This window comes from Marinobacter sp. OP 3.4 (genome assembly GCF_036224885.1).
Classification (GTDB): Bacteria; Pseudomonadota; Gammaproteobacteria; order Pseudomonadales; family Oleiphilaceae; genus Marinobacter.
Window position 1 is genome coordinate 1 of sequence record NZ_JAVVLT010000100.1, and the last position, 26,591, is coordinate 26,591.

Here is a 26,591-nt window from a genome sequence, read left to right on the forward strand (position 1 = left end):
GCCCCGGGGCGGCGGTGGTCCCGCTCCAATCTCCCCGCTTGTCCGTCTACCCTCGCCAGAAGTGGGGTGAGAACATCACGAACACCGACAGCAGTTCCAGGCGACCCAGCAGCATGGCCGCCATCAGCACCCACTTGGCGGCATCCGGCAGCGTCTGGAAGTTCCCCGACGGGCCAATAACGGTGCCCAGCCCGGGCCCCACATTCGCCAGCGCCGTGGCCGCACCGGTCAGGCTGGTGACCAGGTCCAGGCCCAGCAGGGCCAGTATCGCCGCCACCACCGCCAGGGTTGCCAGGAAGATAAAGGAAAAGGCGACGCTGGACGACACAATCTCGTTGCTGATCAGGCGTCCGTTGTAATGCCGGGCAATCACCGCGTTCGGGTGCAACAGGCGTATGACCTGCTCCCGCAGCAGCAACATGGATAGCTGGAAGCGGAACATCTTCATGCCCCCGCTGGTGGACCCGGAACAGCCCCCGACGAAGGTGAGGAAAAAGAAGATCACCACCACGAAGGGCCCCCACAGGGAATAGTCCTGTGACGCATACCCGGTGGTGGTGACCACCGAGGTGACGTTGAACAGCGCATGCACAAAGGCATCAACGGGAAAGGCGTTCTCGTTGTAGACCCGGTACAGGGTGATCACCAGGGCCACGCCCACCAGCACCTTGAGGAAGAAACGCACCTGCTGGTCCCGGAACAACGGCTGGGCGTGCCCGTTCAACAACCGCACAAAGAGGAAGAACGGCACCGCTCCCAACATCATGAAAATCGATGAGGCGAACAGTATCGACAACTGGTCGTACTGCCCCATGGAGCTGTCCGACGTGGAATAGCCCCCGGTGGATACCGTTGTCAGCGCGTGGTTGACCGCATTGAACAGGTCCATGCCCAGTATCCAGTAGACCAGGGCGCAGCCCAGGGTCAGCATCAGGTAGCTGAACACCAGCCCCCTCGCCAGCCGCCCGGTGCGGGGCACGGCCTTCTCGGTCCACTCGGAGGACTCGGTGGCGAACAGGCGCATGCCCCCGATCCTCAGGAACGGCAGGATCGCCACCGCCATACCGATAATGCCGATGCCCCCCATCCACTGCATGATCGACCGCCACAGCAGGATATCCGACGGCAGCGAATCCAGGCCGGTGAGTACCGTTGAACCGGTGGTGGTGACGCCGGAAATGCTCTCGAAGAAGGCATCGGTGATGGACAGTTTCATGTCGCTCAGCAACAGCGGCAGACTGGAGAACAGGGGGATCACCACCCACGCCGACACCGTCAGAAAGAACATCTGCCGCTGTTTCAGATGGTGCGAGCGTGTCCCGGTCGTGAGAAAGCACGCCAGGCCGACACCGAAGGTCAGCGATGCGGATTTCACGAAGGCCAGCCAGTCAGGCGTTTCCGCCAGGGCCAGCAGGTTGACGGGCAGGGTCATCAGGAAGCTGAGCAGGATCAGCAGGAACCCCAGGATCTGGACCACGGGCAACATGATTTTCCGTCAGTCCTCCCTAGGGTGCCTGCGACTCACCAGGTAATCGATACCCGCGAGCATCATCTCGATACTGAATTCGGCGTCCGCGTCCGTCGTGCCATGGGATGGATGGCTCTCGGTTTCCGGCTCGCCATAGAGCGGCCGCAGCCGCAAACCGTTGGCCGCCACATTGGCCATGCCGATGCCGTAAGTATACAGCGCGCTGGTGGCCCCCGGCATGTCCGAATCGGCAACACCGGCCTTCTGCAACGCACGCTGGATATAGTGGAAGATCTCCCGCTCCCGCTCGGTGCCCCAGGGGCTGGTGATCATGGCGGGAAAGATACCGGGGTAGCGCTGTGCCAGGTGGTGGAACCCCTTGCCCAGTTGCCGCAGCGCCTCCTTCCAGTCCGCCGGCATCGGGTCCGGTAGTGGCAGTTCCTCCTGCACGGTCTGGAACACCCCCTGCAGCAGGGCCTGCTTGTTCTCCACATGATGGTAGATGGACATGGCGTCCACCCCCAGCGCCCCGGCCAGCTTGCGCATGCTCAGGTCGTCCACGCCGTTTTCCTCGATCAGCCCCAGGGCGGTGCGATAGATGCGTTCCGGACTGAGGGGCTGCCGTCTGACCGGTGCCTGTGGTGCCATTGACTGTCCTGTAGTGGTAACTGAATGCCGGGAAGGCGCTGCTAATCATGCCCTGAAAAGCGGCCATTGACCAACCTTACAGCGCAGGGTAGCGTTTTATCCACCCTACACTGTAAGGCCACAATCATTATCATGAGCGACCATAGCGGCACCCCCGACACCACCACTCCCGCTAGCGGAATCCAGCCACTGCCCCATCCGCCGCGATGGCCCCTGGTGGGCAACCTGCTGCAGATTCCCAAGTCCCGCATGGCCCAGTACTTCCTGGAGGTGTCCCGGGACTTTGACGGCATCTTCGAGATGGACTTTGCCGGCGTGAAGATCCCCTTCGCCTACTCCGCCGAGCTGGTGGAGGAACTCTCCGACGAGACCCGGTTCCGCAAGGTGATCCGCCCGCCCCTGTCGCTGCTGCGGGATATCGTGGGGGACGGCCTGTTCACCGCCAAGGGCGAGGAACCCCAGTGGGGCAAGGCCCACCGTATCCTGATGCCGGCCTTCAGCCAGCGGGCCATGAAGGGCTATTTTGATGCCATGGCCGAGGTGGCGGGCCAGTTGTGCGACCACTGGGAAGCCCACCAGGGGGAGGACCTGCTGGTGGCGGACGACATGACCCGGCTGACCCTGGACACCATCTCCCTGGCCGGGTTCGACTACCGCTTCAACTCCTTTAAGTCCCGGGAACTGCACCCCTTCCTGGGCGCCATGGTGCGGGTGCTGGCGGCCAACATGGCCAAGCTCACCCAGATCCCCATCCTGGAGCGCCTGCGCAAGGACCCGCCGGACTACCGGGCGGACATCAACACCATGAACGAGCTGGTGGACGAGGTGATCCGACAGCGGCGGGAGAACCCCACCAACAGCAACGACCTGCTCAACCTGATGCTAACCGCCGAAGACCCGGAGACCGGCGAACGCCTGGACGACCTCAATATCCGCCAGCAGGTACTCACCTTCCTGGTGGCGGGTCACGAAACCACCAGCGGCCTGCTCAGCTTCACCCTCTACTTCCTGCTGCGCCATCCCCATGTGCTGGCCCAGGCTTACGCGGAAGTGGACCGGGTGCTTCCGGGTGACACGGTGCCGGACTACCGCGACCTGGCCAGGCTGGACGTGATCGAACGGGTACTCAAGGAAACCCTGCGCCTGTGGCCCACCGCCCCCGCGTTCCTGGTAGCCCCTTATAACGACGAAATCATCGGCGGGCGCTACCGCATCCCCCGCAACCAGGGCATCTCCGTGCACCTGCCGTCGCTGCACCGGGATCCGAAGGTGTGGAGCAACCCGGACGTGTTCGATATCGACCGCTTCCTGCCGGAGAATGAGGCGAGGATCCACCCCCACGGCTACAAGCCCTTCGGCAATGGCGAACGGGCCTGCATCGGGCGCCAGTTCGCCCTCACCGAGGCCAAGCTGGCGGTAGCCATGATCCTGCAACGCTTCGCACTGAGCGATCCCCACGACTACCGCCTGGACATCAAGGAGACCCTGACCCTCAAGCCGGATAACTTCTACCTGCGGGCACGTCGCCGCCAGCCCCATGAACGGCTGGTCACCACCCCGGTCGCCGACAGTAGCGATAAACGGACAGAGCCCGAAACCAATGGTATCCGTGGCCAGGGGGAACCCCTCACCGTGGCCTGGGGCACCAGCCTGGGCACCGCCCGGGACATCGCCGAGGAACTGGCCGCCCGGGCAACCAGCCTGGATTTCGACACCCGCTGCGTTCCCCTGGATGACCTGGCCAGCGACCTGCCGGACACCGGCATCCTGGTGGTGGTGACCGCCACCTACAATGGCTACGCACCGGACAGCGCCAGGGTCTTCGAAACCCTGCTGGACGAACAGGGCCTGGATAATATCAAACGGCCCGGCTTGCGTTTTGCCGTGCTTGGATGCGGTAACTCCCAGTGGGTGAACTACCAGGCCTTCCCCCAACGCACCGATGAGGCCCTGGCGGGCACCGGCGCACACCGGCTGCTGGAACGGGGTGCCGCCGATGGCAATGGCGATTTCGAAGGTGCGGTGGAAGACTGGCTCAGCGACTTCTGGCAGACCCTGGGAGAATCCGGCGACAGCAGTCCGGCCATCAAACCGCCCCTGCGGATGGTGGATCACCAGGCCACCCGCACCCAGATCCTGCCGGACAGCGCCCGCCCGCTGACGGTGCGACGTAACCGGGAACTGGTCACGGACGCCAGCGATCTTCCGGACTTCACCGGCAGCCGGCCCCACGCCTCCACCCGGGAGATCACCCTGGCCCTGCCCGAGGACATGCACTACCGGACCGGCGACCACCTGGCGATCTACCCGGCCAACCACGAGCCCCTGATCCAGCGGGCCTGCGACCTGCTGGGAACACACCCAACGGACCTGGTCACCATCGACAGTGAAGGCACCCCCGCCCACCTGCCCGCCGGTGCCACCCTGAGTGTTGGCCAGCTACTGCGCCACTTCCTGGAGCTACAGGAACCCGCCAGCCGCCGCGACCTGCGCGTACTGGCGGAACACAGCCCCTGCCCCCATACCCGCCGCACCCTGGAGGCACTGGCCGACGACAGCGACCGGTACCCCCGGGAGATACTGGAACCCAGGCTGTCCGTGCTGGACCTGCTGGAACGCCACCCCGCCATCCAGCTACCCCTGGAAATCCACGCGGCCCTGTGCCCGCCCCTGCGGCCCAGGTTCTACTCGATATCATCCAGCCCCCTGGCCCACCCGGACCAGGTCATACTCACCGTGGGCACCGTACAGGCCCCGGCCTGGTCCGGTCTCGGGGAATACCGGGGCGTAGCCACCAACTACCTGCGGGCCCTGGAAGAGGAGGACCAGGTACTGGCCTACGTGCGGACACCCTCACCCGCCTTTGCGCCCCCGGCTGACCCTCAGCAACCGATGATCCTGATTGCCGCCGGCACTGGCATCGCCCCCTTCCGGGCCTTCCTGGAGGAACGGACCCGACAGCGCGAGGCCGGTACACCAGTGGCCACCAGCCTGTTGTTCTACGGCTGCCGGCACCCGGAGCATGACCTGCTGTACGCCGGGAACCTGACCGACTACCAAAAACAGAAGATCGTCACCGTATTCCCGGCCTATTCCGCCATGGCCTGCCACCCCCACCGGTACGTCCAGGACGCCCTGTGGCAGGCCCGCGACCAGGTCTGGCAACAACTGGAATCCGGCACCCCGATCTACGTCTGCGGCGACGGCAGCCGCATGGCCCCGGCGGTACGGGACTGCCTGATCCGCATCTGCGAGGACCAGCGCGGATGCTCCCGGGAGGAAGCCTCCCAATGGCTGCAGGCACTGATGCAAGAGGGGCAGTACTACCAGGATATCTTTGGGAGCCATTAAAACGGGTGGATGGTCCGTTTATCGGATAATGGGAAAAAATGCCTGGCAACGGAAAAACGGTCATTGCGACCATGAACTGGGCGGCATTAGCGATATCGTCTATTAATCTCCAATAATCAGGGCATTAGACTACTCCCGAAAATTGGAGATAGTAGTCGTAATGATCATTTTTCCCGAGCGGGCGAATCCAGAGACGGCGGGAAGTGATTGACCGGAGGCGGGTTTTTGCATAGCTTCGGAGAAATCGGAATTGAGATATGAGTCGCTGGAAAAGTGGTCGTGGCGACTGCTATACAAGTGACTGTGGTGTCAAACCCATTAATTAGGCCATATTTTCACGCCATGGCTCACCGTTTTTCATCATGGTATTGAGCACCACAATCATCTTTCTCATGCAGGCGATGAGGGCAACTTTCGGTATCTTCCCCTGGGCTTTCAGGCGCTCGTAGAATCGCTTGAACACGGGGTTGCACTGGATCGATGAGAGCATGGCCATGAACATCACCGTGCGTACTCTGTGGCGTCCTCCCCGTATCCTGCGTTTGCCATTGAGCTTGCCGCTGTCCCTATTAATGGGAGCAACGCCGACCAGTGCGGCGATCTCCTTTCGGTTGAGAGAGCCAAGCTCTGGTAGCTCGCTGAGCAACGTATAGGCGAGCACTTTGCCGACGCCCGGGACGCTGGTCAGGATTTCGGTTTTGGTTCGCCAGTGATCCACCTTGGCGACTTCCTGTTCGATCTGCCGGGTGATGGTGTCGATCTGATTCTGGAGCACTCGGAGCAGGGTTTTGATGGAGCGATGGAGTGATTTTGGCATGATCTGGAGACGGTTTTTCTCCATTGTGGACATCTCCAGAAGCTGTGCCCGTCGTGCCAGGAGGTCTTTGATTTTCTGAGAGGTTTTGTCCGGGATTGGTCTGAACTCCGGCTTGATGGTGGCGGCATACCGGGCGATGACCTGGGCATCGATCCGGTCGGTTTTGGCCAGCACACCGATGGCCTGAGCGTAGCGTCGGACACTGGTGGGATTAACGACAATGATCGGCAATCCCGCCTGGTGGCAGGCTGAGACCAGGGCATGCTCGTAACGCCCGGTGGCTTCGACAACGATGCGCTCGATATCGTACTTCTTCAGGACCTGGACCAGGTGACGGATATAGGCATCGTTATTGGGAAAGGAATGCGATTGTCCGGTGGGATGAATGGCAACGTCCAGATTGGCTTTGCCGACGTCGATGCCGATGTTGACTGGGGTTTGGACTTCCGTGTGTTTCATAATAAGCTGACTCTGCCTTGCTATACGGGCTCGAGGCCCCGATGACTGTTCGAGTTATCGCTTGAGAGTCATGCAGCGCTACGCACTTGTTATCGGTCTCTCGGAAGAGGAGCCCGCCAGACACCGAGCTGCTGCATGAAGGCCCCCAGTGGCCGCTGGGGGTGGGCCTCAATTTACCCAAACTCGGCAGAAATTATCCATACAAGGCCAGTCACTGCGACGCCTACTACATTGCGGCTGCGCCTCAATTTCGTAGCCGCGCGTGCTGAGCGGCGTTACACCTCACTGATCCGGCCTTGACGACTGTACGGCAACGCCGTATATTTTAGCAATGCTATTCATCGAAACCTCAACGTTCACCAAGCTATTGCCGAACTACCTCACGGATGAGGAATACCGCGGGCTTCAAACCTACCTTTTGCAGAAGCCGGATGCCGGGGATTTGATCAAAGGTTCGGGCGGTGTTCGTAAAGTTCGATGGGCACCAGCGGGTTCGGGAAAGAGCGGTGGTATCAGAGCAATTTACTACTGGAAGAAATCTGACCACGAGATATGGATGCTCACGCTGTACAGTAAATCAGAGCGCGCCAGTATTCCTGGCCACACGCTCAAGCAGATAGCGGAGGCAATCAAAAATGGGTGACAGGAACCTTGGGGCAGAGATTCTTGACGGTATCAATGAAATCAAGCAGTTCAAGAAGGGTAAATTGGCTCTACGAACGCATGAGCTGTCAGAACCTTCACCGCCCAAAGAGATCAGGCTGAAATTACACATGTCGCAGTCAGCATTTGCCGGACTTATGGGCGTGAGTGTGCGAACCCTTCAGGATTGGGAACAGGGTCGGCGCGAGCCGCAGGGTCCTGCGGTTGCGCTTCTGCGCATTGCTGAGCAACACCCGGAAGTTTTCAGTCAGCTTCACTGACCAAAGTGAGGTGTAACCAGGCCATGCACCGGATGCCAAAACCTCCGCTTCGCTGCGGTTGTGTCACCGGTGAAGGCGAGCGTCATGCAAAACGTTCGCCTTGACGTACGTACCCAAAGGCGTACACTCGGTTGCAAGTTGAACACACAAGAGGTGCGTCATGACCGGAATCACAGCAACTGAGGCGCGCAGCAACCTATATCGTTTGATTGACGAGACCGCCGAGTCCCACCAACCAATCGTCATCATGGGTAAGCGGAACAAAGCCGTTCTGGTTTCCGAAGAAGACTGGTCTGCAATTCAGGAAACACTTTACCTGCTCTCCGTACCAGGTATGCGGGAGTCTATTCGTGAGGGGATGGATACCCCCGTGGATGAATGCGATGAGGAGCTGGACTGGTGACATGGAAGTTGGTTTACACCAAACAAGCCCAGAAAGATGCAAAGAAGTTGGCCTCCAGCGGCCTCAAACCAAAGGCCCAGGAACTTTTAGCGCTGATAGCGGAAGATCCATACCGCAAGCCGCCTCCGTTTGAGACGCTCATTGGCGATCTTGCGGGGGCCTATTCACGCCGCATCAATATTCAGCATCGGCTGGTCTACCAAGTGCTCGAAGACGAGCGAGTGGTGAAAGTTCTCAGGCTCTGGAGCCATTACGAATAATGCATAGCCAGCCGCTGTTGCCGGACCATTTTCCCATGGCTTCACAGCTCCAGACCTGCCGCAAAGGTTGGCGTTAATATAAAGGGCGCATCGCCAGGCCAGAGCAGGGCAAGATGTCCTAAGGCGTTTTTTCCGACGTGGCCCTAAAGCTTTCCCACCAATGATCGATAACCGGGAGTACAAACGGAAACAATCGCAGCCTGCCGTTTCTTGACCCGGTGGGCTACCATTTACCGATAGCTTCCAACGTTAAACTCTCGAACCCCCGGAACCTCCATGAGCGAAGGCAACGCCGTCCCCCAGAAACTGCTGCTGTTCCGACTGGCCGGTAACCGGCTGTCGGCCCTGGGTACCCTGAAGATCCGTGAGATCATGACCCTGCAGCGCCTGACCCAGATCCCCCAGAGTCACCCGGCGGTGATCGGTACCATGAACTTCCGCGGCTCCGCCGTGCCGGTGATCGACATGGCCGCCGCCGTGGGCTATCCGCCCCTCACCCATGAGGAACGAAAGACCGCGTCGATCATCGTGACCGATATCCAGCGCCAGGAAATCGGCTTCCTGGTAAGGGCTGTCGACCGCATTGTCGAGGCCAACTGGAAGCAGGTGCAGGCGCCCCCGAAGGCCCTGGGTGACCAGGCCTTTGTCACCGGACTGCTGCAGATCGACAACGACCTGGTGCAACTGATGGACGTGGAGCTGCTGCTGGCCCGGGTCTACCCCGAATCCCTGCACAGCGCCCCTGCCCAGCTCACGGACGTGGAACGGGAAACCCTGCGGGAACAGCGCATCCTGCTGGTGGACGACTCCCAGGTGGCCCGCCGCCAGCTTGCCGACGCCCTGGAGCGGGAGAACATTCCCTACGAGGTCACCGGCAACGGCCAGACCGCCCTGGACACCCTGGTCCAGGGTAACCGGGATCAGAACCCGGTCACCATCCTGGTCAGCGATATCGAGATGCCGGGCATGGACGGTTACGAACTCACCTTCCACCTGCGGGACGACCAGTCCATGCAGCAGCCCTATGTGATCCTGCACACTTCCCTGAACAGTGAGATGAGCGTCAGCTACGCAGAACAGGTGGGCGCCAACGAGGCGTTGACCAAGTTCGACGCCGAGGAGCTGCTGCAGGCCATGTTGCGGGGCACCCACACCAGCGCCGTGTGACGGTTTCCTGAAGATTTTCTGACACCCCGCCCAGGCAACAGGGCTGTAACCTTGGTTGTGTGCAATGGAGGCCGGTTTCCATGTCCTCCGGGAGCACACGACCATGCCCAGCCGCATCGCCAGGCCGCTGCACAAGCCGGCCATGTACACCCGCAACGCCCTGCGCGCCCTGGTGCCGGGGGAGTTGTGGCGGGCGCGACGGCATGCCCTGTTCAACGAATTTGATCGGATGGATCCCTATGGCCAGGCGGATATCGAGGCCCGGGTGTCCTACTACAACCGGCTGACCCGCCCCGTCAGCCTGCCGGACCAGGCGGAAGCCATCGCCGGGTTCTCCAACCGGGGCAAGAGCAGCGCCTACTGCGGCGATTTCCAGCACCTGATCCGTCACTTTCCCCGGCATCTGCGGGTCCACTACCGGTTCGGGGATGTTACCGAGACGCCCGACCAGCCCACCTTCGTCAAGAGCCGGCCCATCGACCAGCGGGCGGGGAACGCCAATGCCATGCTGCTGCGGCTCAATGCCATCCGCCATTACCGGTTCTGCCGGGACCCCATCCCGTTTCGGGACAAGCGGCCCATGGCGGTGTGGCGCGGCAAGTCAAACCGGGATCATCGGGTCACCTTTGCCAGCCAGTTCATGGACCACCCCCAGTGCGATATTGGCTGCACCCGACACCGGGAGCCCCAGGCCCGGCCCTGGCACAAGCCGTTCCTGAGCGTTGAGGAGCAACTGCGCTACCAGTTTATTGTCAGCGTGGAAGGGGTGGATGTGGCCACCAACCTGAAGTGGATCATGGCGTCCAATTCCCTGTGCCTGATGCGCCGCCCCCGCTTCGAGACCTGGTTCATGGAGGGCACCCTGGTGCCCGGCTACCACTACGTCGAGCTGAAGGACGACCATTCCGACCTGCCGGAGAAGATCGATTACTACCGCCGCCATCCGGAGGAGGCGGAAGCCATTATCGACAACGCCCACCGCTATGTGGCCCGCTTCCGGGATCCCCGGCGGGAAGACCTGGTGGGGCTGCTGGTGATGGAGCGCTACTTTCAGTTGAGTGGCCAGAAGGACCCGATTCCCGTTCCCATGGGCATCTGAACCGCCCTTCCCGGCCCATGCCCGGGTGTAGGCCTGCTGGCTTTGGCCCCTCGCCAGCGGAAGGATATACTCCCCTCTCCTGACCGATCGTCGCATGATCCGATCCAGCCAACCGGGGGACACCATGACAGATACCCGCACCCACAAGATCGACATCCACTACTGCACTGGTTGTCGCTGGCTCCTGCGCTCCGCGTGGATGGCCCAGGAACTGCTCACCACCTTCGAGGACGAGATCGGCGAACTGACGCTACACCCGGGTACCGGTGGCATCTTCGAGGTGCATGTGGACGGGCAGCGCATCTGGTCCCGCAAGGACATGGGTGGGTTTCCGGAGATCACACAGCTCAAGCAACTGGTGCGGGATACCGTCTCGCCGGACCGCTCCCTGGGACACAGTGATCGCAAGCCGGGGAACAAGTGACATTATCATTTGTTACAACTGCCAATATTCATACACATGCCGTGACAACTTAGCGCACATATTTAGTTTTATATCCGATACATTTGTCTATACTCCGTCATAAAACAACAAGAACTTTCCCCACCACCGGAGTATTTCTATGGCTATCGGCAAGTTGCTGGGATTCAGGACCAAGGTCGGCCTTCCCTTTGTTATCACTGCACTGGCGGTTATCGTCCTGGGCGTTCTCAGCGTGGTTACCGCCCGTAACCTGGTCTCGGGCACGGACTTTCTCGCGGACAACCTGCTACCCGCTTCCAGCGAGATCCTCAACGGTGATCGGGACCTCTATCAGGCGCTTGTGGCCCAGAACGGCTACATCCGCGCCCGTGAAAGCAACCGGGGCGCCGAAGACCTGCTGGCGGCCTTCCACGAGAACGCGGACCAGGCCCGGGACCGTATCCATGACGCCCAGGGAAAACTGGCAGGCACCGGTTTCGAGGCGGAGATGGAAGGATTCGATGCCGCCTACGAACAATGGCGAAGCTCCGCGGAGGAAGCCCTGGGCCGGGCCGAGATCGGCGATACCTACGGCGGCCGTGAGCTTATCCAGAACGAGACCAATGAATATTTCGAAACCCTTCGCGGCTATTTCGACCGGACCGGGCAGTTCGCGGACAAACTGGCGACCGAGCAGGCGGCCAGCGCGTCCAGCGAAGGGGCCCAGGCCATTACCATTACCGTCGTGGTGACGCTGGCGTCCCTGGTGATCGCCCTGTTGGTGTTCGTGTCCGCCCTGCGGATGATCGTCTCCTCCATCCGTACCCTGCGGGACCAACTGGATAACATCGCCCAGGGCGAGGGCGACCTGACCCAGCGGGTGCCGGTGGAGAACAACGACGACCTGGGCCAGCTGGCACAATCCTTCAACGCGGTACTGGGCAACCTGCAGGGCATGATCCGCACCATCCAGGAACTGTCCGAACAGCTTGCCGAAGGGGCCCGTGACCTGGAGCGCTCCGCTTCCGAAAACCGTGACGGCGTGGCCCGGCAGACCGAATCCATCACCATGGTGGCCACCGCCATCAACGAAATGCAAAGCGCCATCGAGGAAGTGGCCGGCAACGCCTCACGGGCAGCGGAAGTCACCCGCAATGCCCAGGGCAATGCCAACAAGGGTGCGGAAATCGTGCAGGAATCCGCCAGTCAGGTGCGGCGCCTGGCCCAGCAGATCACCAAGGCCGTGGAGGTGATCCGCAAGTTGTCCGCGGATTCCGACAACATCACCTCGGTGCTGGACGTGATCCGCGGCATTGCCGAACAGACCAACCTGCTGGCCCTCAATGCGGCCATCGAGGCGGCCCGGGCCGGCGAGCAGGGCCGTGGCTTTGCGGTGGTGGCGGATGAGGTACGCACCCTGGCCCAGCGTACACAACAGTCCACCGAGAACATCCAGGAGATGATCACCGCCCTGCAGTCCGGGGTATCCGACATCGTGTCGGTGATGGAAACCGGCAGCGAACAGGCCAGCGCCACGGAGACCCTGGCCTCCGACGCGGAAACCGAGCTGTCCTCCATACTCAATGCCATGAACGACATCACCGACGTGAATTCCAGCGTGGCCTCCGCCACCGAGGAACAGACCCAGGTGATCGACGAGATCAACCGGAGCATCACCCAGATCAACGACCTGGCCGGGGAGAGCGATCAGCGTTCCGCCGACCTCAACACCATCAGCGAGTCCATGGCCGGATATGCCAGCAGCCTGAAAGAACAGGCCGGGCGCTTCAAGGTGTGATCGGTTAACGGGCCGGAGTGTCGACCTGTCCGGCAGGGGCCCTCAGGCCTCTTTGCCGGACCGGTGTCTGAAAATGCGGGAGCTGAGTTCCTTGTAGCGTTTGACGATGCCCTCGATACGTTCGAGGCTGGCCAGGGTGGCCGCCGGGTTGTCGTCGGCGAAGCGGACACCGTAGATGCGCCGGTCCGACAGGTTGCGGATATTGGAGACGGAGGCATTGGCCTTCTCCACCACGAAATCGCCGGTTTCGGTGCTCAGCCGCAGGCTCATCTGGAAGCTGTCGTCCTGTTCCAGGGGCACATCGCCGGTAAAGGCCAGGCCCCGGTTACTGAAGTCCAGCACCCTGACATTCAGCCAGTCCCTGCCCAGGAATCCGCGTTTAATGCCAACCCTGGCGGTTACCCTGATGGAGGGCAACCTCTGACGACTCCGGCGCTCTTGCATACCTACTCCCCTGCATGGCATTTGTCGTTATTGTGGGACTTTTTGTCCGGGAGTCTCAATTTATCAGAGACGGGAGGCGATGGAATCCGCCAAGTACGGATACAGGTCACGATTCGGAAAACTCGTCCTCCCTGCCCTCGTTGTCATGAAAAATATTTCGGCTTGCAACAGGCGACAAGGTAAAAATGAAACGTTACAATCCCACCATTACGAATTCATTCGCTTCCTCACAAACTGACGGCGCCCGCCCGTCGTCGTACTGACACACTCGCCGAGGTTCCATGGCCAGAAGCACCATCAAGGACGTCGCCCGGGAAGCCGGGGTCTCCGTAGGCAGCGTCTCCCGCGTGCTGAACGGTCTGCCCGTAAGCCCCCGGCTGCGTCAGAAGGTGGAAGAGGCCAGGACCCGTCTCCGGTACGAACCCAATAATCTCGCCCGCAGCATGCGCACCAACTCCACCGGGGCGGTGGGGTTCTTCGTGCCGGATATGGCCAATCCCCTGTACGGCGCCATTATCAACAGCCTCGACCAGCGTCTGCAGGCCCGGGGCCTGATGTTGCTGCTGGCCAGCGCCAGGGGGCGGAAGGCGAAGGACGTACTGGCGGAGTTCCGCCGGCGCCGGGTGGACGGCCTCATTTTCGTACCCGACAGTGAGGATGATCCGGAACTGATCAGCGCCCTGGAGGACTTCAGCGCCCCCACGGTGATCCAGAGCGTGGAGTTTCCCAGCCGTTTCTACGGGGTGCGCGTGGGCTACCGTGTCGGTATCCGGCAGGCGGTGGACTACCTGCTGGGGCTGGGCCACCGCCGCATTGCGCTGCTTAAACCACTGTCCCATCTATGGCCGGGCCGTGAGCGGGAGGCCGGCTACCGGGAGGCCTTTGCGCACCGGGGGCTGACCGTTGATGATGAGCTGCTCCGACCGCTGGCCGTGGGCCTGAACCCGATGCCCGACCTGGAAGCCATGCTGCAGGGGCCGGACCGGGCCACCGCCCTGATCCTGCCCGGCAGCCGGATCCTCGCGCTGACATTGCAGATGGCCCGCCAGCTGGGCCTGAGCATACCGGAGGACCTGTCCATCATCAGTGTTGGCGACAACGACTGGGTGTCCACCTACTCACCGGCGATCACTACCCTGCGCTGGCCGGTGGAAACCCTGGTGGACACCATGGTGGAACTGCTGGTCAAGCAGATGGACGGTAGCAGCCAGCGTCCGGTCCAGGTCACCGTGCCCACCGAACTGGTACTGCGGGACTCCTGTGGACCGGTGCCGCCTTCGAACCGGGAGGGGGACTGATATGGCCGCGTCCATGGACCAGCTCCAGGAGCGCTACGGCGACCGTTACAAGTGGTGGGTCATGATGACGGTGATGATCGGCACCATGACCATGTCGCTGTCGTCCACCATCGTCAATGTCGCCCTGCCGGATATCATGCACACCTTCGATGTCAGCCACACCATGGGCCAGTGGCTGGTGACCGCCTTCCTGGCGAGTATGGCGGTGGGCATGCTGCTGAACATCTGGATGGTGGACCGGTTCGGCCCGCGGACCACCTACATGGGATCGCTGCTGGTGTTCGTGGTGGCTGCCCTGGCCGGTGGTTTCGCGGTCAATTTCGGCATGCTGATCGTGGTACGGATTATCCAGGGGCTGATTGCGGGTATGGTCCAGCCCCTGGCCATGCTGATGCTATACGCCGTGTTCCCGGTCAACCAGCGTGGCCAGGCCATGGGTCTGTACGCCATGGGCGTGGTGCTGGGCCCCACCGTGGGTCCCGTGGTGGGCGGCGTGCTGGTGGACTGGTGGTCCTGGCGGGCCGTGTTCCTGGTGGTACTGCCCTTCTGCCTGGCGGCCTTCTATATGGGCAGCACCTTCCTGTCGCGACCGGCATCCGCCCCCCACGTTCACCGGCGCCTGGACAGCCTCGGTATCCTGTTGCTGTGCGGCTGGATGGTGGCGCTGCTGTGGGGGCTGTCGGAAGGCCCCCACCTGGGCTGGACCAGCGGCCCCGTGCTCATCGGCCTGCTGGCGGCGGTGGTCCTGTTCATCGCCTTTGCCCTGCGCCAGCTCAGGAGCCGGTCGCCCCTGCTGGCCCTGGGCATCTTCCGCTACCCGGGGTTCGGGCCCGCCTTTATCGTGGCGATGCTGACCGGTGCGGGGCTGTTCGGCTCGGTGTACCTGGTCCCCATGCTGGTACAGACGGCCATGGGTGAATCCGCTTCCGCCGCCGGCATGCTGCTGATGCCCGCGGGCCTGGCCATGGCCCTGTCGTTCCCGGTGATCGGCCGGCTCACCGACCGGGTGCTGCCCAAGCTCCTGGTGGCCGGCGGGCTGGTGGTGTTTGCCATTTCCTGCATCGTGCTGAGTGAGGCCGATGCCGGAACCTCCCTGGTGCTGGTGGCACTGATGGCCGCCCTGGGCCGGGTGGGCCTGGCCATGACCATGCCCCCGGTGGTGATCGGCGCCGTCAGCATTGTGCCCCAGGAGATGGTGAACCAGGCCACCGGGCTGGTCAGCTTCGCCCGCCAGTTCGGCGGTTCCCTGGGTGTCAGCCTGTCTGCCATCCTGCTGCAGGAGCAGACCCACTGGACCTCCGGCCTGGGCATCCCGCTGACCTTCCCCGGCTACCAGGATGCCTTCGCCCTGATGGCCCTGTTCTACCTGCTGGGGCTCTACCCCATGGCAATGATGAAGAACCCACCGCCGGAGCGGCAGGAAGCCACCGCAGCCTGATCCCGCCGGGCGCCCTATCCCCGGGACTATTCGATACGGATATCCCGGAGCTGGACCAGGTTGTTCCGCAGCGGCGCCACATCCTTCACCTTCGGTGATGCCAGCACATAGTAGGTGGACTGCACGGGCATCATGAAGATGGCATCGTCCGCAAACTTCCGGGAAATCTCGCAGTAGAGCTCCTTGCGCTTCCCGGTGTCGGTCTCGGTGCGGGCCTCCTTCAACAGGGGCCGGTAGGCCTCCACGTCATGGCGGGTGACCGTACTGGTCAGGTAGCTGGTGAGGTTCAGGTCCGGGTCGCCACCGAAATCCACGAATCGCCAGATGTTCATCTGGTAGTTACCGAACAACCCGGCACGGATGTTCTGGCCCTGGTCCAGCAGTTCCAGGTTGGTATCGAAACCCGCCTCCTGGAAGAAATGCTGGAAGATCCCCCCCAGCCGGCGGCCCGCCGGGGTGTTGGTGCTGATGTGCTCGAACTGGATCGGGCCTTTCTCCTCCAGTACCTTGCTGACCTGTTCCGGATTATGGGACGGCCAGTCCAGGTCCTCGCAGTGCCAGGGGGAATCCGCATTGAAGAACCCGGAGGTAGGCACCGTGGTGCCCTGGTAGAACACCTTGATCAGGGCCTCCGCGTTGACCGCCTGGATCACCGCACGACGCACCTCCGGGTCCTTGAACGGCTCCTTGCGGTTATGGAAGTTCCAGGACAGGGCACCGGAACTTTCATAGCCATGCACCACAAGGCTGTCGTCCTCCCGGGCCGCAACCACTTGTGCTGGGGTGGGTACCGGCGTGACATCCACCTCCCCCGCCCGCAGGCTCTGGTTGCGGGTATCATTGTCCGGCAGTACGCGGAACACCACCTGGTCAAGGTGCGGCAGATCACTGTCCCAGTAATCCCCGTTACGGGTGACCACCAGCCGTTCCCCGGAACGCCATTCCTGGAACTCGAAGGGCCCGGTCCCCACGGGATGGCGATGGAACCCGTCCGGGTCTTCCTTTATCGCCGTGGGCGAACCGATAAAGTTGAACATGTGGTCGATGGCCAGGGCGGATTTCAGGGCCACCCAGGGCTGGTTGAGCACGAAGCGCACGGTGTACTCGTCCACTTTCTCCACATAGTCGATGGGCTCGATCATGGCGGTGTTGATACCGCTGCCCGGCGAGGTGATCCAGTCGTAATGGGCTACCACCGCATCCGCGTTGAACGGCGTGCCGTCGTGGAAGGTCACCCCCTGGCGGAGGGTCACGGTGGCGCTCATGCGGTCCTCCGCCTCGGTCAGCTCCAGGCCCAGCCGGGGCACGATGTTGCCGTCCCGATCATAGGCAAACAGCCCTTCCATCACCGCCAGGGCGACATTGGACGTGGTCTGGTTGAACAGGCGGGCCTTGGCGGCGTTGAACCCGATCGGATCGGATTCCAGCCCCATGGTCAGGGTGCCCGCCGCCTGGGCCTGGCCCCAGAGGGCGCCGCACAGCGCCACGGCCAGGGCGCCTCTGGTGAATACTTTCATGGACATAACGGGTTCTCCCTTCTGTTCTTGTGATCGTCGGCGCCCCGACCGCCGGCACTATCCAGGGGTGCCCTGCCACCCTCATCACTCACCGGGAAATGGCAGGCCACCACCCGCCCCTGGCCGGCGTCGGTCAGTTCCGGCGGCTGTTCATGGCAGATGGACCGGGCCTGGGGGCAACGGGGCGCAAACCGGCAACCGGTGGGCACTGCCAGGTGGGAGGCGGACTCCGCTTCCACCAGGGCGATGCGACCGGGGCGCCGGGACGGATCGGGCACCGGCACGGCACTGAGCAGGCTGCGGGTATAGGGATGGGCCGGGCGTTCCAGCACCTCCCGGGCGGGGCCGGATTCGCAGATCCGCCCCAGGTACATCACCGCCACCCGGTCCGCCACGTTGCGGACCACCGCCAGGTCGTGGGAAATAAACAGCATGCTCAGGCCCAGCTTGCGCTGCAGGTCGTTGAGCAGGTTCAGCACCTGGGCCCGCACCGACACATCCAGTGCCGATACGGGTTCGTCGCACACCAGCAGTTTCGGCTCCAGCACCAGGGCCCGGGCAATGGACAGCCGCTGGCACTGGCCGCCGGAGAATTCGTGGGGATAGCGGTCCAGCACCGCCGGGTCCATGCCGGTCAGCTCCAGGATGTTTTCGATGCGGCGAAGCCTCTCGTCGGGGTCCTTCATCCCGGCAATCTTCAGGGGTGCTTCCAGGATCGCGCGGACTCGGCGGCGTGGGTTAAGGGATGAGATCGGGTCCTGGAAGATCATCTGGAACCGGTAGCGCAGGGCCTTGAGGTCGGACCGGCCCAGGCCAGCGAGGTCAATGCCCTCCAGCTCGATGGTGCCTTCGGTGGTGGGGTTCAGTTGCATCACCGCCCGGGCGATGGTGCTCTTGCCACAGCCGGATTCCCCCACCAGCGCCAGGGTCTCACCGTCGTCCACCCGCAGGCTGACATCATCCACCGCCCGCAGGGTGCGACGGCCGGACAGGCGATAGTCCACGCTCAGGTGACGCACATCCAGCACCGGCGGTGACGCGGTCATGGGGCCTCCAGCGGGTTGTGGCAACGGAAGAAGCCGTCCCGGGATCGGGTGGGCGGCGGTGTCTCGCTGAGGCATTCACTACGGCGCCGGCTGCAACGGCCAGCAAATGGGCAGCCGGCCTGCCCCGCCATCCGCACGGTGGGCCGTCCGGGAATGCTGGTCAGGGTGCTGTGGGGCTCGTCCTCCATGCGGGGAATGGAGTCCATCAGCGCCCGGGTATAGGGCATGCGCGGATGCCGGAACAGCGACCCGGTGTCGGCCATTTCCACCAGCTGGCCGGCGTACATCACCGCGATATCGTCGCAGTAGCCGGCGGCCACCCCGAGGTCATGGGTAATCAGCAGCATGGCCATCCGGCGCTGGGCCTGCAGTGCCTTCAGCAGGTCGAGGATTTCCGCCTGCACGGTGACATCCAGGGCCGTGGTGGGCTCGTCGGCAATCAGCAGGTCCGGTTCGCAGGCGATCGCCATGGCGATCACCACCCGCTGGCGCATACCGCCGGAGAGTTCATGGGGAAACTGGTTCATGCGGCTGGCGGGGGAGGGTATGCCCACCTGTTTCAGCAGGTCCAGGGCCCGTTGCTCCGCCTCCCGGCGACCGATGCCCAGGTGCAGGCACATGCCCTCCATCAACTGGGCGCCGAGGGTGCGCACCGGATTGAGGGCGGTCATGGGGTCCTGGAAGATCATCGCGATACGGCGACCCCGGATTTGCTGCATGCCCTTGCGGCCCAGCCCCAGCAGATCCTCGCCGTGGAAGCGCACGTGGCCGTCCGGCGACCATTGCGCCGACGGCGGTAACAACCGCAGGATCGCCCGGGACAGCACCGACTTGCCGGAGCCGGATTCCCCCACCAGTCCCAGGGTGCGGCCCCGGTGCAGGTCCAGACAGATGTCGTCCAGGGCCAGGACCTCCCCCGCCGGCGTGGGGAAGGCCAGGCTCAGGTGTTCAATGGCCAGCAGTGGCACGGCGGCGTTCATGACAATCCTCCTTCCCGGGCTTCCGCCCGGCGGCGCAGGCGGTCCCCGAGCACATTCAGGCTGAGCACGGTGAAAAACATGGCGGCGGCGGGAATCAGGCTGATATGGGGCGCCCGCTCCAGGGCACTACGCCCTTCCGAGATCATGCCGCCCCAGCTGGGCGCGGGTGGCGGTACGCCAACACCGAGGAAGCTCAGGGCTCCCTCGATGACGATCATCACCGAGACAATGGTCAGGGTGTAGGTGACCAGGGTCATCACCATGTTGGGCAGCACTTCCCGCAGCAGGATCCAGGCATCACCGGCCCCGGCGGTTTTTGCCGCCAGCACGAACTCCCGCTGGATCAGCGGTAGTGCCCGCGCCCGGCTGATACGGGCAAACGACGGAATCGCGAGCACGCCCAGGGCCAGGGTAACGCTGCCCACCGATGCCCCCAGAATGGCGGTCAGCGCCATGGCCAGCACCAGCCCCGGGAAGGCCAGGATGGCGTCCAGGGCCACCAGGATGGAAGTGCGGGCAATGCCCCCGTACCAGGCAGACAGCAAGCCCAGCAGGGTGCCGAAGAACAACCCCACCAGCGGCGCCAGGAACCCCACCACCAGCGAGACCCGGGCGCCATGGGCCACCCGGCTGAAGATATCGCGGCCATCCTGGTCGGTGCCCAGCCAGTGCTCCGCCGACGGCAGGGTCTCCACCGCCATGAAGTCCATGTCGGTGGGCGTCGGCACTGGTAGCCAGTCCACGGTCAGGGCCGCGAGGAACACCAGCGCCAGCCAGCCGACGGGCAACACCAACCGCCAGTCCGGGCGCGACAGTGTGGACAGATGACCCACCTGCTCAGTGAGCGCTGTCATGACTCAGCCTCGGGTCCAGCAGGTTATAGGCCAGGTCCACCAGCAGGTTGACCAGCACGAAGGCCACGGCGATCACCAGAACCACGCCTTGCACGGTAAAAAAGTCCCGGCGGATCACTCCCTCCACGAGATATCGACCAACGCCGGGCAAGGCAAACAGGCTCTCGACAATCACCGATCCTCCGATGAGGTTGCCGATATTGATCCCCATCAGGGTGATGAGGGTGAACGAGGACGGTCGCAGGGCATGGCGCAGCAGGATCTGCCGGTCGCCGAGCCCCTTGGCCCGGGCCACCACGATGTAGTCCTCCCGCAGGGTGCTGGCCACATCGGAGCGCAGCAGCCGCAGGTAGACGGGCGCCTCCACCATGGCCAGGGTCAGGGCCGGCAGGAACAGGGACATCAGGTTACCCGGGGGGGATTCCAGAAAGGGCACGTAGCCGGTGGCCGGCAGCCAGTCCAGCCAGATGCTGAGGAGCAGGATCAGCAGGATGCCCCACACGAAATGGGGCATGGCGAGGGAACCCAGGGCACCGCCAGAGATGACCCGGTCCAGCGTGCTGCCCTCCCGGTAGCCCGCAAGGATGCCCAGTGGCAACGCGATGGCCAGGGACAGCAACTGGGCATAGAGCAACAGTTGCAGCGTTACCGGCAACCGTTCGGCGATAGCGGCGGAGATCGGCTCCCCACTGACCGGCGATTCCCCCAGGTCACCCCGCAGGGCGTTGCCAGCCCAGTCCATGAAGCGCTCCACCAGGGGCTTGTCGAGCCCCAGATCCCGTTCAATGGCGGCCACTTCCGCCTCGGAGGCGTTTTCATGGAGGAAGGAGTCGGCCAGGTTGCCGGGCAGCAGTTCCAGCATCAGGAAAGTCGCCACGCTGACGATCGCCAGCACCGCCAGGAGGTGCATCAGGCGACGCACGAACCGCCTGGCCAGTGGCGGCATGGCGGGCCCGCAGCGCCCGGCAGCGGTATGACGAGGATGAGCAGACGCAACTTTGCCCTGCATAGGGTGTCCCTTTGCGGCCGGTTACCGACCGCTTATTGTTGTTGTCCCGGAATTCCCGCCATGGATGGAGTCGGCAGGATTGAAACGATTCATTTTTTGGCTGACCGGAAAGGCCAATTCCGTCAAAAGAATTAGCACAAGGGTTACGCCAGCGCAAAATTTTATTGTAAGGTTTCAAAACAGACCGCAAAAATCACCAGGGACGTTTCGGTAACACCTGACAATTCGGGACCGCCGGACGGCTCCCCACAAAGACAGTTTTATCAACCAGGGAAAAAAACAATGATCCTGACTGATCTGCCAGAACAGAGCCTCGAACGCTTTGGCGAGTACCCCATGCTCTACGCCGGGCAACGGGAAATCACCAACCTGGAACTCCAGGACAGCGCCAACCGGCTGGCCAATGGCCTCCGGGACCTGGGCGTGGCCCCCGGTGACCGGGTGGTGGTGTGCATGCCCAACTGTCCCGAGGTGTTCATTGCCTACCAGGGCGTGATGCGGGCGGAAGCCATCGTGCTACCGGTGATGTTCGTGCTCCATCCCCGTGAGATCGGATTCATCCTGCAGGCCTCCGGGGCCAGCGCCATCATCACTAGCGAGGCCCTGATTCCGGTCATGGAGCAGGCCACCTCCGGCATGGAAACACCTCCCAGACTGGTGGTGGCGGGCATCGCCCAGAACCAGCCCAGCGCCAACGCCGGCATTCCGTGCCAGAGCCTGTGCTCGCTGATGGCCGCGGCGGATCCCGATATCCGCAAGCCGAAGATCAAGGAAGACGACATCGCCGTGATCCTGTACACCTCCGGCACCACCGGACAGCCCAAGGGGGTGATGCTGACCCACCGCAACCTCTACAGCAACGCTGCGGCGGCGGTGCACCTGGCGGAGGAAAGCGGTGACGAGCCCGGCACCACCATCGGCGTCCTGCCGCTGGCCCATATCTACGGTTTCACCATGGCCAATACCCTGTTCCTGCGTGGTGGCAGCATGGTGATCCTGCCCAAGTTCGACGTGCGCGAGGTGTGCGAAGCGGTGCAGAAACACCGGGTCGAGCGCTTCAGCGCGGTGCCGGCCATGATCTACGCCCTCACCACCGCGCCGGAGGTGGACGAGTATGACATGTCCTCCCTGGAGTCCCTGGGGTCCGGCTCCGCACCCCTGCCGGTGTCACTGATCGAAGCCTTCCGAAAGCGCTTCAACGCCGAGATCTACGAAGGCTATGGCCTGTCCGAGGCCGCCCCGGCGGTGTCGGTGCACCGTCGTGGCGAACCCATCAAACCCGGCTCCGTGGGCCGGGCCATGCCCGGGGTGGAGCTGCGCATCGCCGACGAATCCGGCAACCCGCTACCAACCGGTGAAGTGGGTGAGCTGCTGGTCCGGGGCGAGAACGTCACCCCCGGTTACTACAACAACCGGGAAGCCACCGACGCCGCCATCCGTGATGGCTGGCTGCACACCGGCGATGTGGCGAAAATGGACGAGGACGGTTACCTCTACATCGTCGACCGGAAGAAGGACCTGATCCTCCGGGGCGGCTTCAACATCTACCCCCGTGATCTGGAAGAGCTGATCTCCCGGCATCCGGCGGTGGCCGAGGTGGCGGTAGTGGGCGTGCCGTCCGAACGCATGGGCGAGGAAGTGATCGCCGTGGTGGTGCGCAATGCCGACTCGGACATCAGTGAGGAAGAACTGCTGGCGTTCTGCCAGGAGCGCCTCGCCAAGTACAAGACCCCGCGCCGGGTGATCTTCATGGACGCCATGCCCCGCAACGGCGTCGGCAAAATCCTCAAGAAATCCCTGCGGGACCAGGTCGCCGAGGCCGTGGAAATCGAGTAGTTCTCAAGGTTGCCCCTGCCGCCAAGCTGGCAGGGGCGCTGCCCAACCAGCGACAACGACCACCCCTCAAGCGCTGAACCCCAAAACGGAGAGGCGACCGCCCCGCCCCCTCTACGACGATAGTCTAGATAGCATCCTGAATCAGTTCACCGGCCCTCCGATCCGTGCTACGTTTACCGGGTAAGCTTGCCAGCTCCCGTTACACACGGATCGGGGGCGACAATCACAACAACGTAAACAACAACAAACAGAGGAACGCGCACCATGAAACGTCGTTCATTCTTCAGGCGCGCCGCGACCGCGGCAGCCCTCTCCGCGCTGATTGCATCCCCCCTGGCCTATGCCCAGGAAACATTCACCCTCCGCCTGGCGGAAACCTGGGGCCCCAACTTCCCGATCTTCGGTGAAGCCACCAAGAACATGGCCAAGATGGCCGAGGAAATGTCCGACGGCCGCCTGCGGGTCCGCATCGACTCCGCCAACAAGCACAAGGCCCCGTTCGGTGTGTTCGACATGGTCAAGGCCGGCCAGTACGACATGGGCCACTCCGCCTCCTACTACTGGAAGGGCAAGGTCCCCAATACCCTGTTCTTCACCAGCATGCCCTTCGGCATGACCGCCCAGGAACAGTATGCCTGGTTCTACTACGGCGACGGCATGGAGCTGATGCAGGAGGTCTACGAACCTCATAACATGCTGTCCTTCCCTGGCGGTAACACCGGCATTCAGATGGGTGGCTGGTTCCGCGACGAGATCAACTCCCGGGAGGACCTGGAAGGCCTGAAGATGCGGATTCCCGGTTTTGCCGGCGAGGTATTCGCGGAAGTGGGTGTGAACCCGACCAACATTCCCCCGGGTGAGCTCTACACCGCCCTGGAACGTGGCACCATCGACGCGGTGGAGTGGGTTGGCCCGGCCCTGGACCTGCGCCTGGGCTTCCAGCAGATCGCCGACTATTACTACACCGGCTGGCATGAGCCCGCCACCGAGCTGCAGTTCCTGGTCAACCAGGACACCTGGAACGAACTGCCCGCGGACCTGCAACAGATCCTGCGTGTCGCCATGCGCACCGCCGCCTACGACATGATGATCCAGTCCGTCCACGAGAACGCCAAGGCCTGGGCCTCCATCAAGGAAGAGCACCCCAATATCCAGGTCAAGAACTTCCCGGATGATGTCTTCCAGGCGATGGTGGAAGCCAACGAGAAACTGCTGGAGGAAGCCGCCGAAGGTGATGAGCTGGCCGCGCGCATTATCGAATCCCAGGAGAAGTACCTGGAAAATGCCCGTGCCTACATCGACATCGCCGATCGGGCCTACCTGAACAACATGGCGGACGTGGAGTAAACCACGGCCATGCAGTCACCAGCGCCGAAGCCCCAGGGCTTCGGCGCTGTTTTTTGCAAGGCATGTTTGTGAAAAAGACACCGCTTTCGATTACACTACCGGCGCTTTTTTCACAGGCCTGCCCCACACGTCAAGGCCCGACCGGGCGGGATTGTTTCCGTAGTACGAGGACTCATCATGGGATGGCTCAGATTCATCGATAACGGGCTGGGACGCATTTGCTACCTATGCGGCTGGATTGCCAGCGTGGCGTTTATCCTGCTGACATTGAACGTGTTCTACGACGTGGTATCACGTTACGTGTTCAACGACGTTTCCATCGGCATGCAGGAGATGGAATGGCACCTGTATTCGGTGGTGTTCCTGATGGGCATACCCTATGCCCTGCGCACGGACGGTCACGTGCGGGTTGACGTGTTCTACGCGAAGTGGAGCGAGACCTTCAAGGCCTGGGTCAACCTGGTGGGGGCACTGGTGCTGGTCATCCCCTTCGCCTTCTTCATTGCCTGGCTGGGGATCGACTTCGCCGTCGAGTCCTACAACCTTGGCGAAGGCAGCGGCGACCCCGGTGGCCTGCCCCACCGCTGGATCATCAAGAGCCTGATTTCCTTCTCTTCCTTCTTTACGGCCATCGCTGGTATCAACATGGTGACCTACGCTATTCGCGTCCTCAAACAGGACGCCCATTACGAAAACAGTGAACACAGCGCGGGAGGTCTCGCATGATCGGTATCGTCATGTTCGGGGTCTGCCTGCTGATGCTGTTGTGGGGCTTCCCCGTGGCCTTCACCTTCGGCGGCGTCGCGCTGATATTCGGGCTGATTGCCGAAGGTCCGCAGCTGTTCGCCTTCATGCCGTTCCGCATCTGGAGCATCATGACCAATACCACGCTGATGGCGGTGCCGCTGTTCATCTTCATGGGGCTGGTGCTGCAGCGTACAAAGCTGGCGGAACAACTGCTGGAATCCATGGGCAAGCTGTTTGGTGGCGTGCGCGGCGGCCTGGCCATCTCCACCATCCTGGTGGGCGCCCTGCTGGCGGCCTCCACCGGCGTGGTGGGGGCGAGCGTGGTGGCCATGGGCCTGATCTCCCTGCCCGTCATGCTACACCATGGCTACAAGACCGAACTGGCTACCGGCACCATCTGTGCCTCGGGCACCCTGGGGCAGATCATCCCGCCTTCCATCATCCTGATTATCCTGGGTGACGTGATTGGTCTGCCGGTGGGCGACCTGTTCAAGGCGGCGGTGATTCCCGGCCTGATACTGATCGGCCTGTACGTGGCCTATATCCTGATCATGGCCTACCTCAAGCCGGAGATCGCCCCGGCCATGCCCAGGGATGACAGCCAGTCCCGCGCCCAGGAAATACGCCGGGCCCTGCTGGCGATCATTCCACCGCTGGCCCTGATCGTGGTGGTGCTGGGCTCCATCTTCACCGGCATCGCCACCCCGACGGAATCCTCCGCCCTTGGTGGCGTTGGCTCCGTGGTACTGGCGCTGATCTATCGCCAGTTCTCATGGCAGGTGATCTGGGATTCCGCGAAGGATACCGTCAAGGTAACCGCCATGGTGTTCGCCATCCTGGTGGGCGCCACCGCCTTCTCCATGGTGTTCAGCTACACCGGCGGCGACTACCTGCTGGAGGAATGGATGCTGGCGCTGCCCGGCGAGAAATGGGGCTTCCTGATCCTGTCGATGCTGATCATCCTGTTCCTGGGCTTCTTCATCGACTTCGTGGAGATCTCCTTCATCGTGGTGCCGATCCTGGCGCCGATTGCCGAACTGCTGGGCATCAACATGCTGTGGTTCGCGATCCTGATTGCCATGAACCTGCAGACCAGTTTCCTGACTCCCCCATTCGGGTTCAGTCTGTTCTACCTCAAGGGGGTCGCGCCACCGGGCGTGCAGACCACCCAGATCTATCGGGGGGTGATTCCGTTCATCCTGATCCAGATCGCGGTGGTGATCACCCTGCTGGTGATGCCGGAGTGGTTCGGCCTGTCCGCCACCTCCGGTTACTGATC

Annotated in this window: 24 protein-coding genes; 15 read left to right on the top strand and 9 right to left on the bottom strand. The window is 62.7% G+C overall.

The window, feature by feature from the left end:
* Nucleotides 1-46 precede the first annotated feature (46 nt).
* Nucleotides 47-1,486, bottom strand: a complete 1,440-nt coding sequence (locus RO069_RS16410) for a TrkH family potassium uptake protein (protein WP_328189024.1) — start codon at nt 1,484-1,486, stop codon at nt 47-49.
* 9 nt (nt 1,487-1,495) lie between these two features.
* Nucleotides 1,496-2,116: a TetR/AcrR family transcriptional regulator gene (locus RO069_RS16415; protein WP_328189025.1), complete on the bottom strand. Its 621-nt coding sequence runs from the start codon at nt 2,114-2,116 to the stop codon at nt 1,496-1,498.
* 132 nt (nt 2,117-2,248) lie between these two features.
* Here RO069_RS16415 and RO069_RS16420 point away from each other — a divergent pair, with 132 nt between their 5' ends.
* Nucleotides 2,249-5,467 (top strand): bifunctional cytochrome P450/NADPH--P450 reductase, encoded by a 3,219-nt coding sequence (locus RO069_RS16420; protein ID WP_328189026.1) that lies wholly within the window; start codon nt 2,249-2,251, stop codon nt 5,465-5,467.
* Between the two features lie 322 nt (nt 5,468-5,789).
* On the opposite strand, the gene RO069_RS16425 is transcribed toward RO069_RS16420, so the two are convergent.
* Nucleotides 5,790-6,743 carry an IS110 family transposase gene (locus RO069_RS16425; RefSeq protein ID WP_328189027.1) on the bottom strand — a complete coding sequence of 318 codons (954 nt, stop codon included), beginning with the start codon at nt 6,741-6,743 and terminating at the stop codon, nt 5,790-5,792.
* 331 nt (nt 6,744-7,074) lie between these two features.
* Between RO069_RS16425 and RO069_RS16430 the strand changes: the two genes are divergently transcribed.
* The 8 genes from RO069_RS16430 to RO069_RS16465 all read left to right on the top strand — a co-directional run bounded on the left by RO069_RS16430 (nt 7,075) and on the right by RO069_RS16465 (nt 12,796).
* Complete coding sequence (locus RO069_RS16430) at nt 7,075-7,386, top strand: type II toxin-antitoxin system RelE/ParE family toxin (protein ID WP_012137896.1); 312 nt, start codon at nt 7,075-7,077, stop codon at nt 7,384-7,386.
* Complete coding sequence (locus RO069_RS16435) at nt 7,379-7,666, top strand: helix-turn-helix domain-containing protein (RefSeq protein WP_091641542.1); 288 nt, start codon at nt 7,379-7,381, stop codon at nt 7,664-7,666. The genes RO069_RS16430 and RO069_RS16435 overlap by 8 nt, the downstream gene beginning before the upstream one ends.
* Nucleotides 7,667-7,826: 160 nt before the next feature.
* Nucleotides 7,827-8,069 carry a type II toxin-antitoxin system Phd/YefM family antitoxin gene (locus RO069_RS16440; protein ID WP_058092928.1) on the top strand — a complete coding sequence of 81 codons (243 nt, stop codon included), beginning with the start codon at nt 7,827-7,829 and terminating at the stop codon, nt 8,067-8,069.
* Entirely contained in the window at nt 8,066-8,329 is a 264-nt protein-coding gene (locus RO069_RS16445; RefSeq protein WP_328189029.1) for a Txe/YoeB family addiction module toxin, read from the top strand. Before RO069_RS16440 ends, RO069_RS16445 begins: the two co-directional genes overlap by 4 nt.
* A gap of 276 nt (nt 8,330-8,605) precedes the next feature.
* Nucleotides 8,606-9,496 carry a chemotaxis protein gene (locus RO069_RS16450; RefSeq protein ID WP_328189030.1) on the top strand — a complete coding sequence of 297 codons (891 nt, stop codon included), beginning with the start codon at nt 8,606-8,608 and terminating at the stop codon, nt 9,494-9,496.
* Between the two features lie 103 nt (nt 9,497-9,599).
* Nucleotides 9,600-10,595, top strand: a complete 996-nt coding sequence (locus RO069_RS16455) for a glycosyl transferase family 90 (RefSeq protein ID WP_328189031.1) — start codon at nt 9,600-9,602, stop codon at nt 10,593-10,595.
* Between the two features lie 124 nt (nt 10,596-10,719).
* The gene (locus RO069_RS16460) at nt 10,720-11,019 is read left to right on the top strand and encodes a SelT/SelW/SelH family protein (RefSeq protein ID WP_328189032.1); all 300 of its coding nucleotides are present in this window, start codon (nt 10,720-10,722) and stop codon (nt 11,017-11,019) included.
* 139 nt (nt 11,020-11,158) lie between these two features.
* Nucleotides 11,159-12,796: a methyl-accepting chemotaxis protein gene (locus RO069_RS16465; protein ID WP_328189033.1), complete on the top strand. Its 1,638-nt coding sequence runs from the start codon at nt 11,159-11,161 to the stop codon at nt 12,794-12,796.
* Between the two features lie 42 nt (nt 12,797-12,838).
* Here the strand turns inward: RO069_RS16465 and RO069_RS16470 are convergent, their stop codons facing one another.
* Nucleotides 12,839-13,240, bottom strand: a complete 402-nt coding sequence (locus tag RO069_RS16470) for a PilZ domain-containing protein (RefSeq protein ID WP_328189035.1) — start codon at nt 13,238-13,240, stop codon at nt 12,839-12,841.
* A 281-nt stretch (nt 13,241-13,521) separates the two neighbouring features.
* Between RO069_RS16470 and RO069_RS16475 the strand changes: the two genes are divergently transcribed.
* Both RO069_RS16475 and RO069_RS16480 read left to right on the top strand, forming a co-directional pair.
* Nucleotides 13,522-14,538: a LacI family DNA-binding transcriptional regulator gene (locus RO069_RS16475; protein WP_328189037.1), complete on the top strand. Its 1,017-nt coding sequence runs from the start codon at nt 13,522-13,524 to the stop codon at nt 14,536-14,538.
* A 1-nt stretch (nt 14,539) separates the two neighbouring features.
* Nucleotides 14,540-15,976 carry a DHA2 family efflux MFS transporter permease subunit gene (locus RO069_RS16480; protein WP_328189039.1) on the top strand — a complete coding sequence of 479 codons (1,437 nt, stop codon included), beginning with the start codon at nt 14,540-14,542 and terminating at the stop codon, nt 15,974-15,976.
* Between the two features lie 26 nt (nt 15,977-16,002).
* Here RO069_RS16480 and RO069_RS16485 read toward each other — a convergent pair whose 3' ends face one another.
* Genes RO069_RS16485 through RO069_RS16505 form a run of 5 tightly spaced genes read right to left on the bottom strand, consistent with a single transcriptional unit; the run spans nt 16,003 to nt 21,382 of the window.
* Complete coding sequence (locus tag RO069_RS16485; protein ID WP_328189041.1) at nt 16,003-17,499, bottom strand: ABC transporter substrate-binding protein; 1,497 nt, start codon at nt 17,497-17,499, stop codon at nt 16,003-16,005.
* Nucleotides 17,490-18,539 carry an ABC transporter ATP-binding protein gene (locus RO069_RS16490; protein WP_328189043.1) on the bottom strand — a complete coding sequence of 350 codons (1,050 nt, stop codon included), beginning with the start codon at nt 18,537-18,539 and terminating at the stop codon, nt 17,490-17,492. The genes RO069_RS16485 and RO069_RS16490 overlap by 10 nt, the downstream gene beginning before the upstream one ends.
* Entirely contained in the window at nt 18,536-19,519 is a 984-nt protein-coding gene (locus RO069_RS16495) for an ABC transporter ATP-binding protein (protein WP_328189045.1), read from the bottom strand. The genes RO069_RS16490 and RO069_RS16495 overlap by 4 nt, the downstream gene beginning before the upstream one ends.
* Nucleotides 19,516-20,373, bottom strand: coding sequence for an ABC transporter permease (locus tag RO069_RS16500; protein ID WP_328189047.1), 858 nt, complete (start codon nt 20,371-20,373; stop codon nt 19,516-19,518). The genes RO069_RS16495 and RO069_RS16500 overlap by 4 nt, the downstream gene beginning before the upstream one ends.
* Nucleotides 20,357-21,382, bottom strand: coding sequence for an ABC transporter permease (locus tag RO069_RS16505; RefSeq protein ID WP_328189049.1), 1,026 nt, complete (start codon nt 21,380-21,382; stop codon nt 20,357-20,359). Before RO069_RS16505 ends, RO069_RS16500 begins: the two co-directional genes overlap by 17 nt.
* A 282-nt stretch (nt 21,383-21,664) precedes the next feature.
* Here RO069_RS16505 and RO069_RS16510 point away from each other — a divergent pair, with 282 nt between their 5' ends.
* From RO069_RS16510 to RO069_RS16525, 4 genes are all read left to right on the top strand, one after another.
* Nucleotides 21,665-23,218 carry a long-chain-fatty-acid--CoA ligase gene (locus tag RO069_RS16510; RefSeq protein WP_328189051.1) on the top strand — a complete coding sequence of 518 codons (1,554 nt, stop codon included), beginning with the start codon at nt 21,665-21,667 and terminating at the stop codon, nt 23,216-23,218.
* A 264-nt stretch (nt 23,219-23,482) separates the two neighbouring features.
* The gene (locus RO069_RS16515) at nt 23,483-24,565 is read left to right on the top strand and encodes a TRAP transporter substrate-binding protein (protein WP_328189053.1); all 1,083 of its coding nucleotides are present in this window, start codon (nt 23,483-23,485) and stop codon (nt 24,563-24,565) included.
* A gap of 177 nt (nt 24,566-24,742) precedes the next feature.
* Complete coding sequence (locus RO069_RS16520) at nt 24,743-25,291, top strand: TRAP transporter small permease subunit (RefSeq protein WP_328189055.1); 549 nt, start codon at nt 24,743-24,745, stop codon at nt 25,289-25,291.
* Complete coding sequence (locus tag RO069_RS16525; protein ID WP_328189057.1) at nt 25,288-26,589, top strand: TRAP transporter large permease; 1,302 nt, start codon at nt 25,288-25,290, stop codon at nt 26,587-26,589. Before RO069_RS16520 ends, RO069_RS16525 begins: the two co-directional genes overlap by 4 nt.
* Nucleotides 26,590-26,591: the final 2 nt, after the last annotated feature.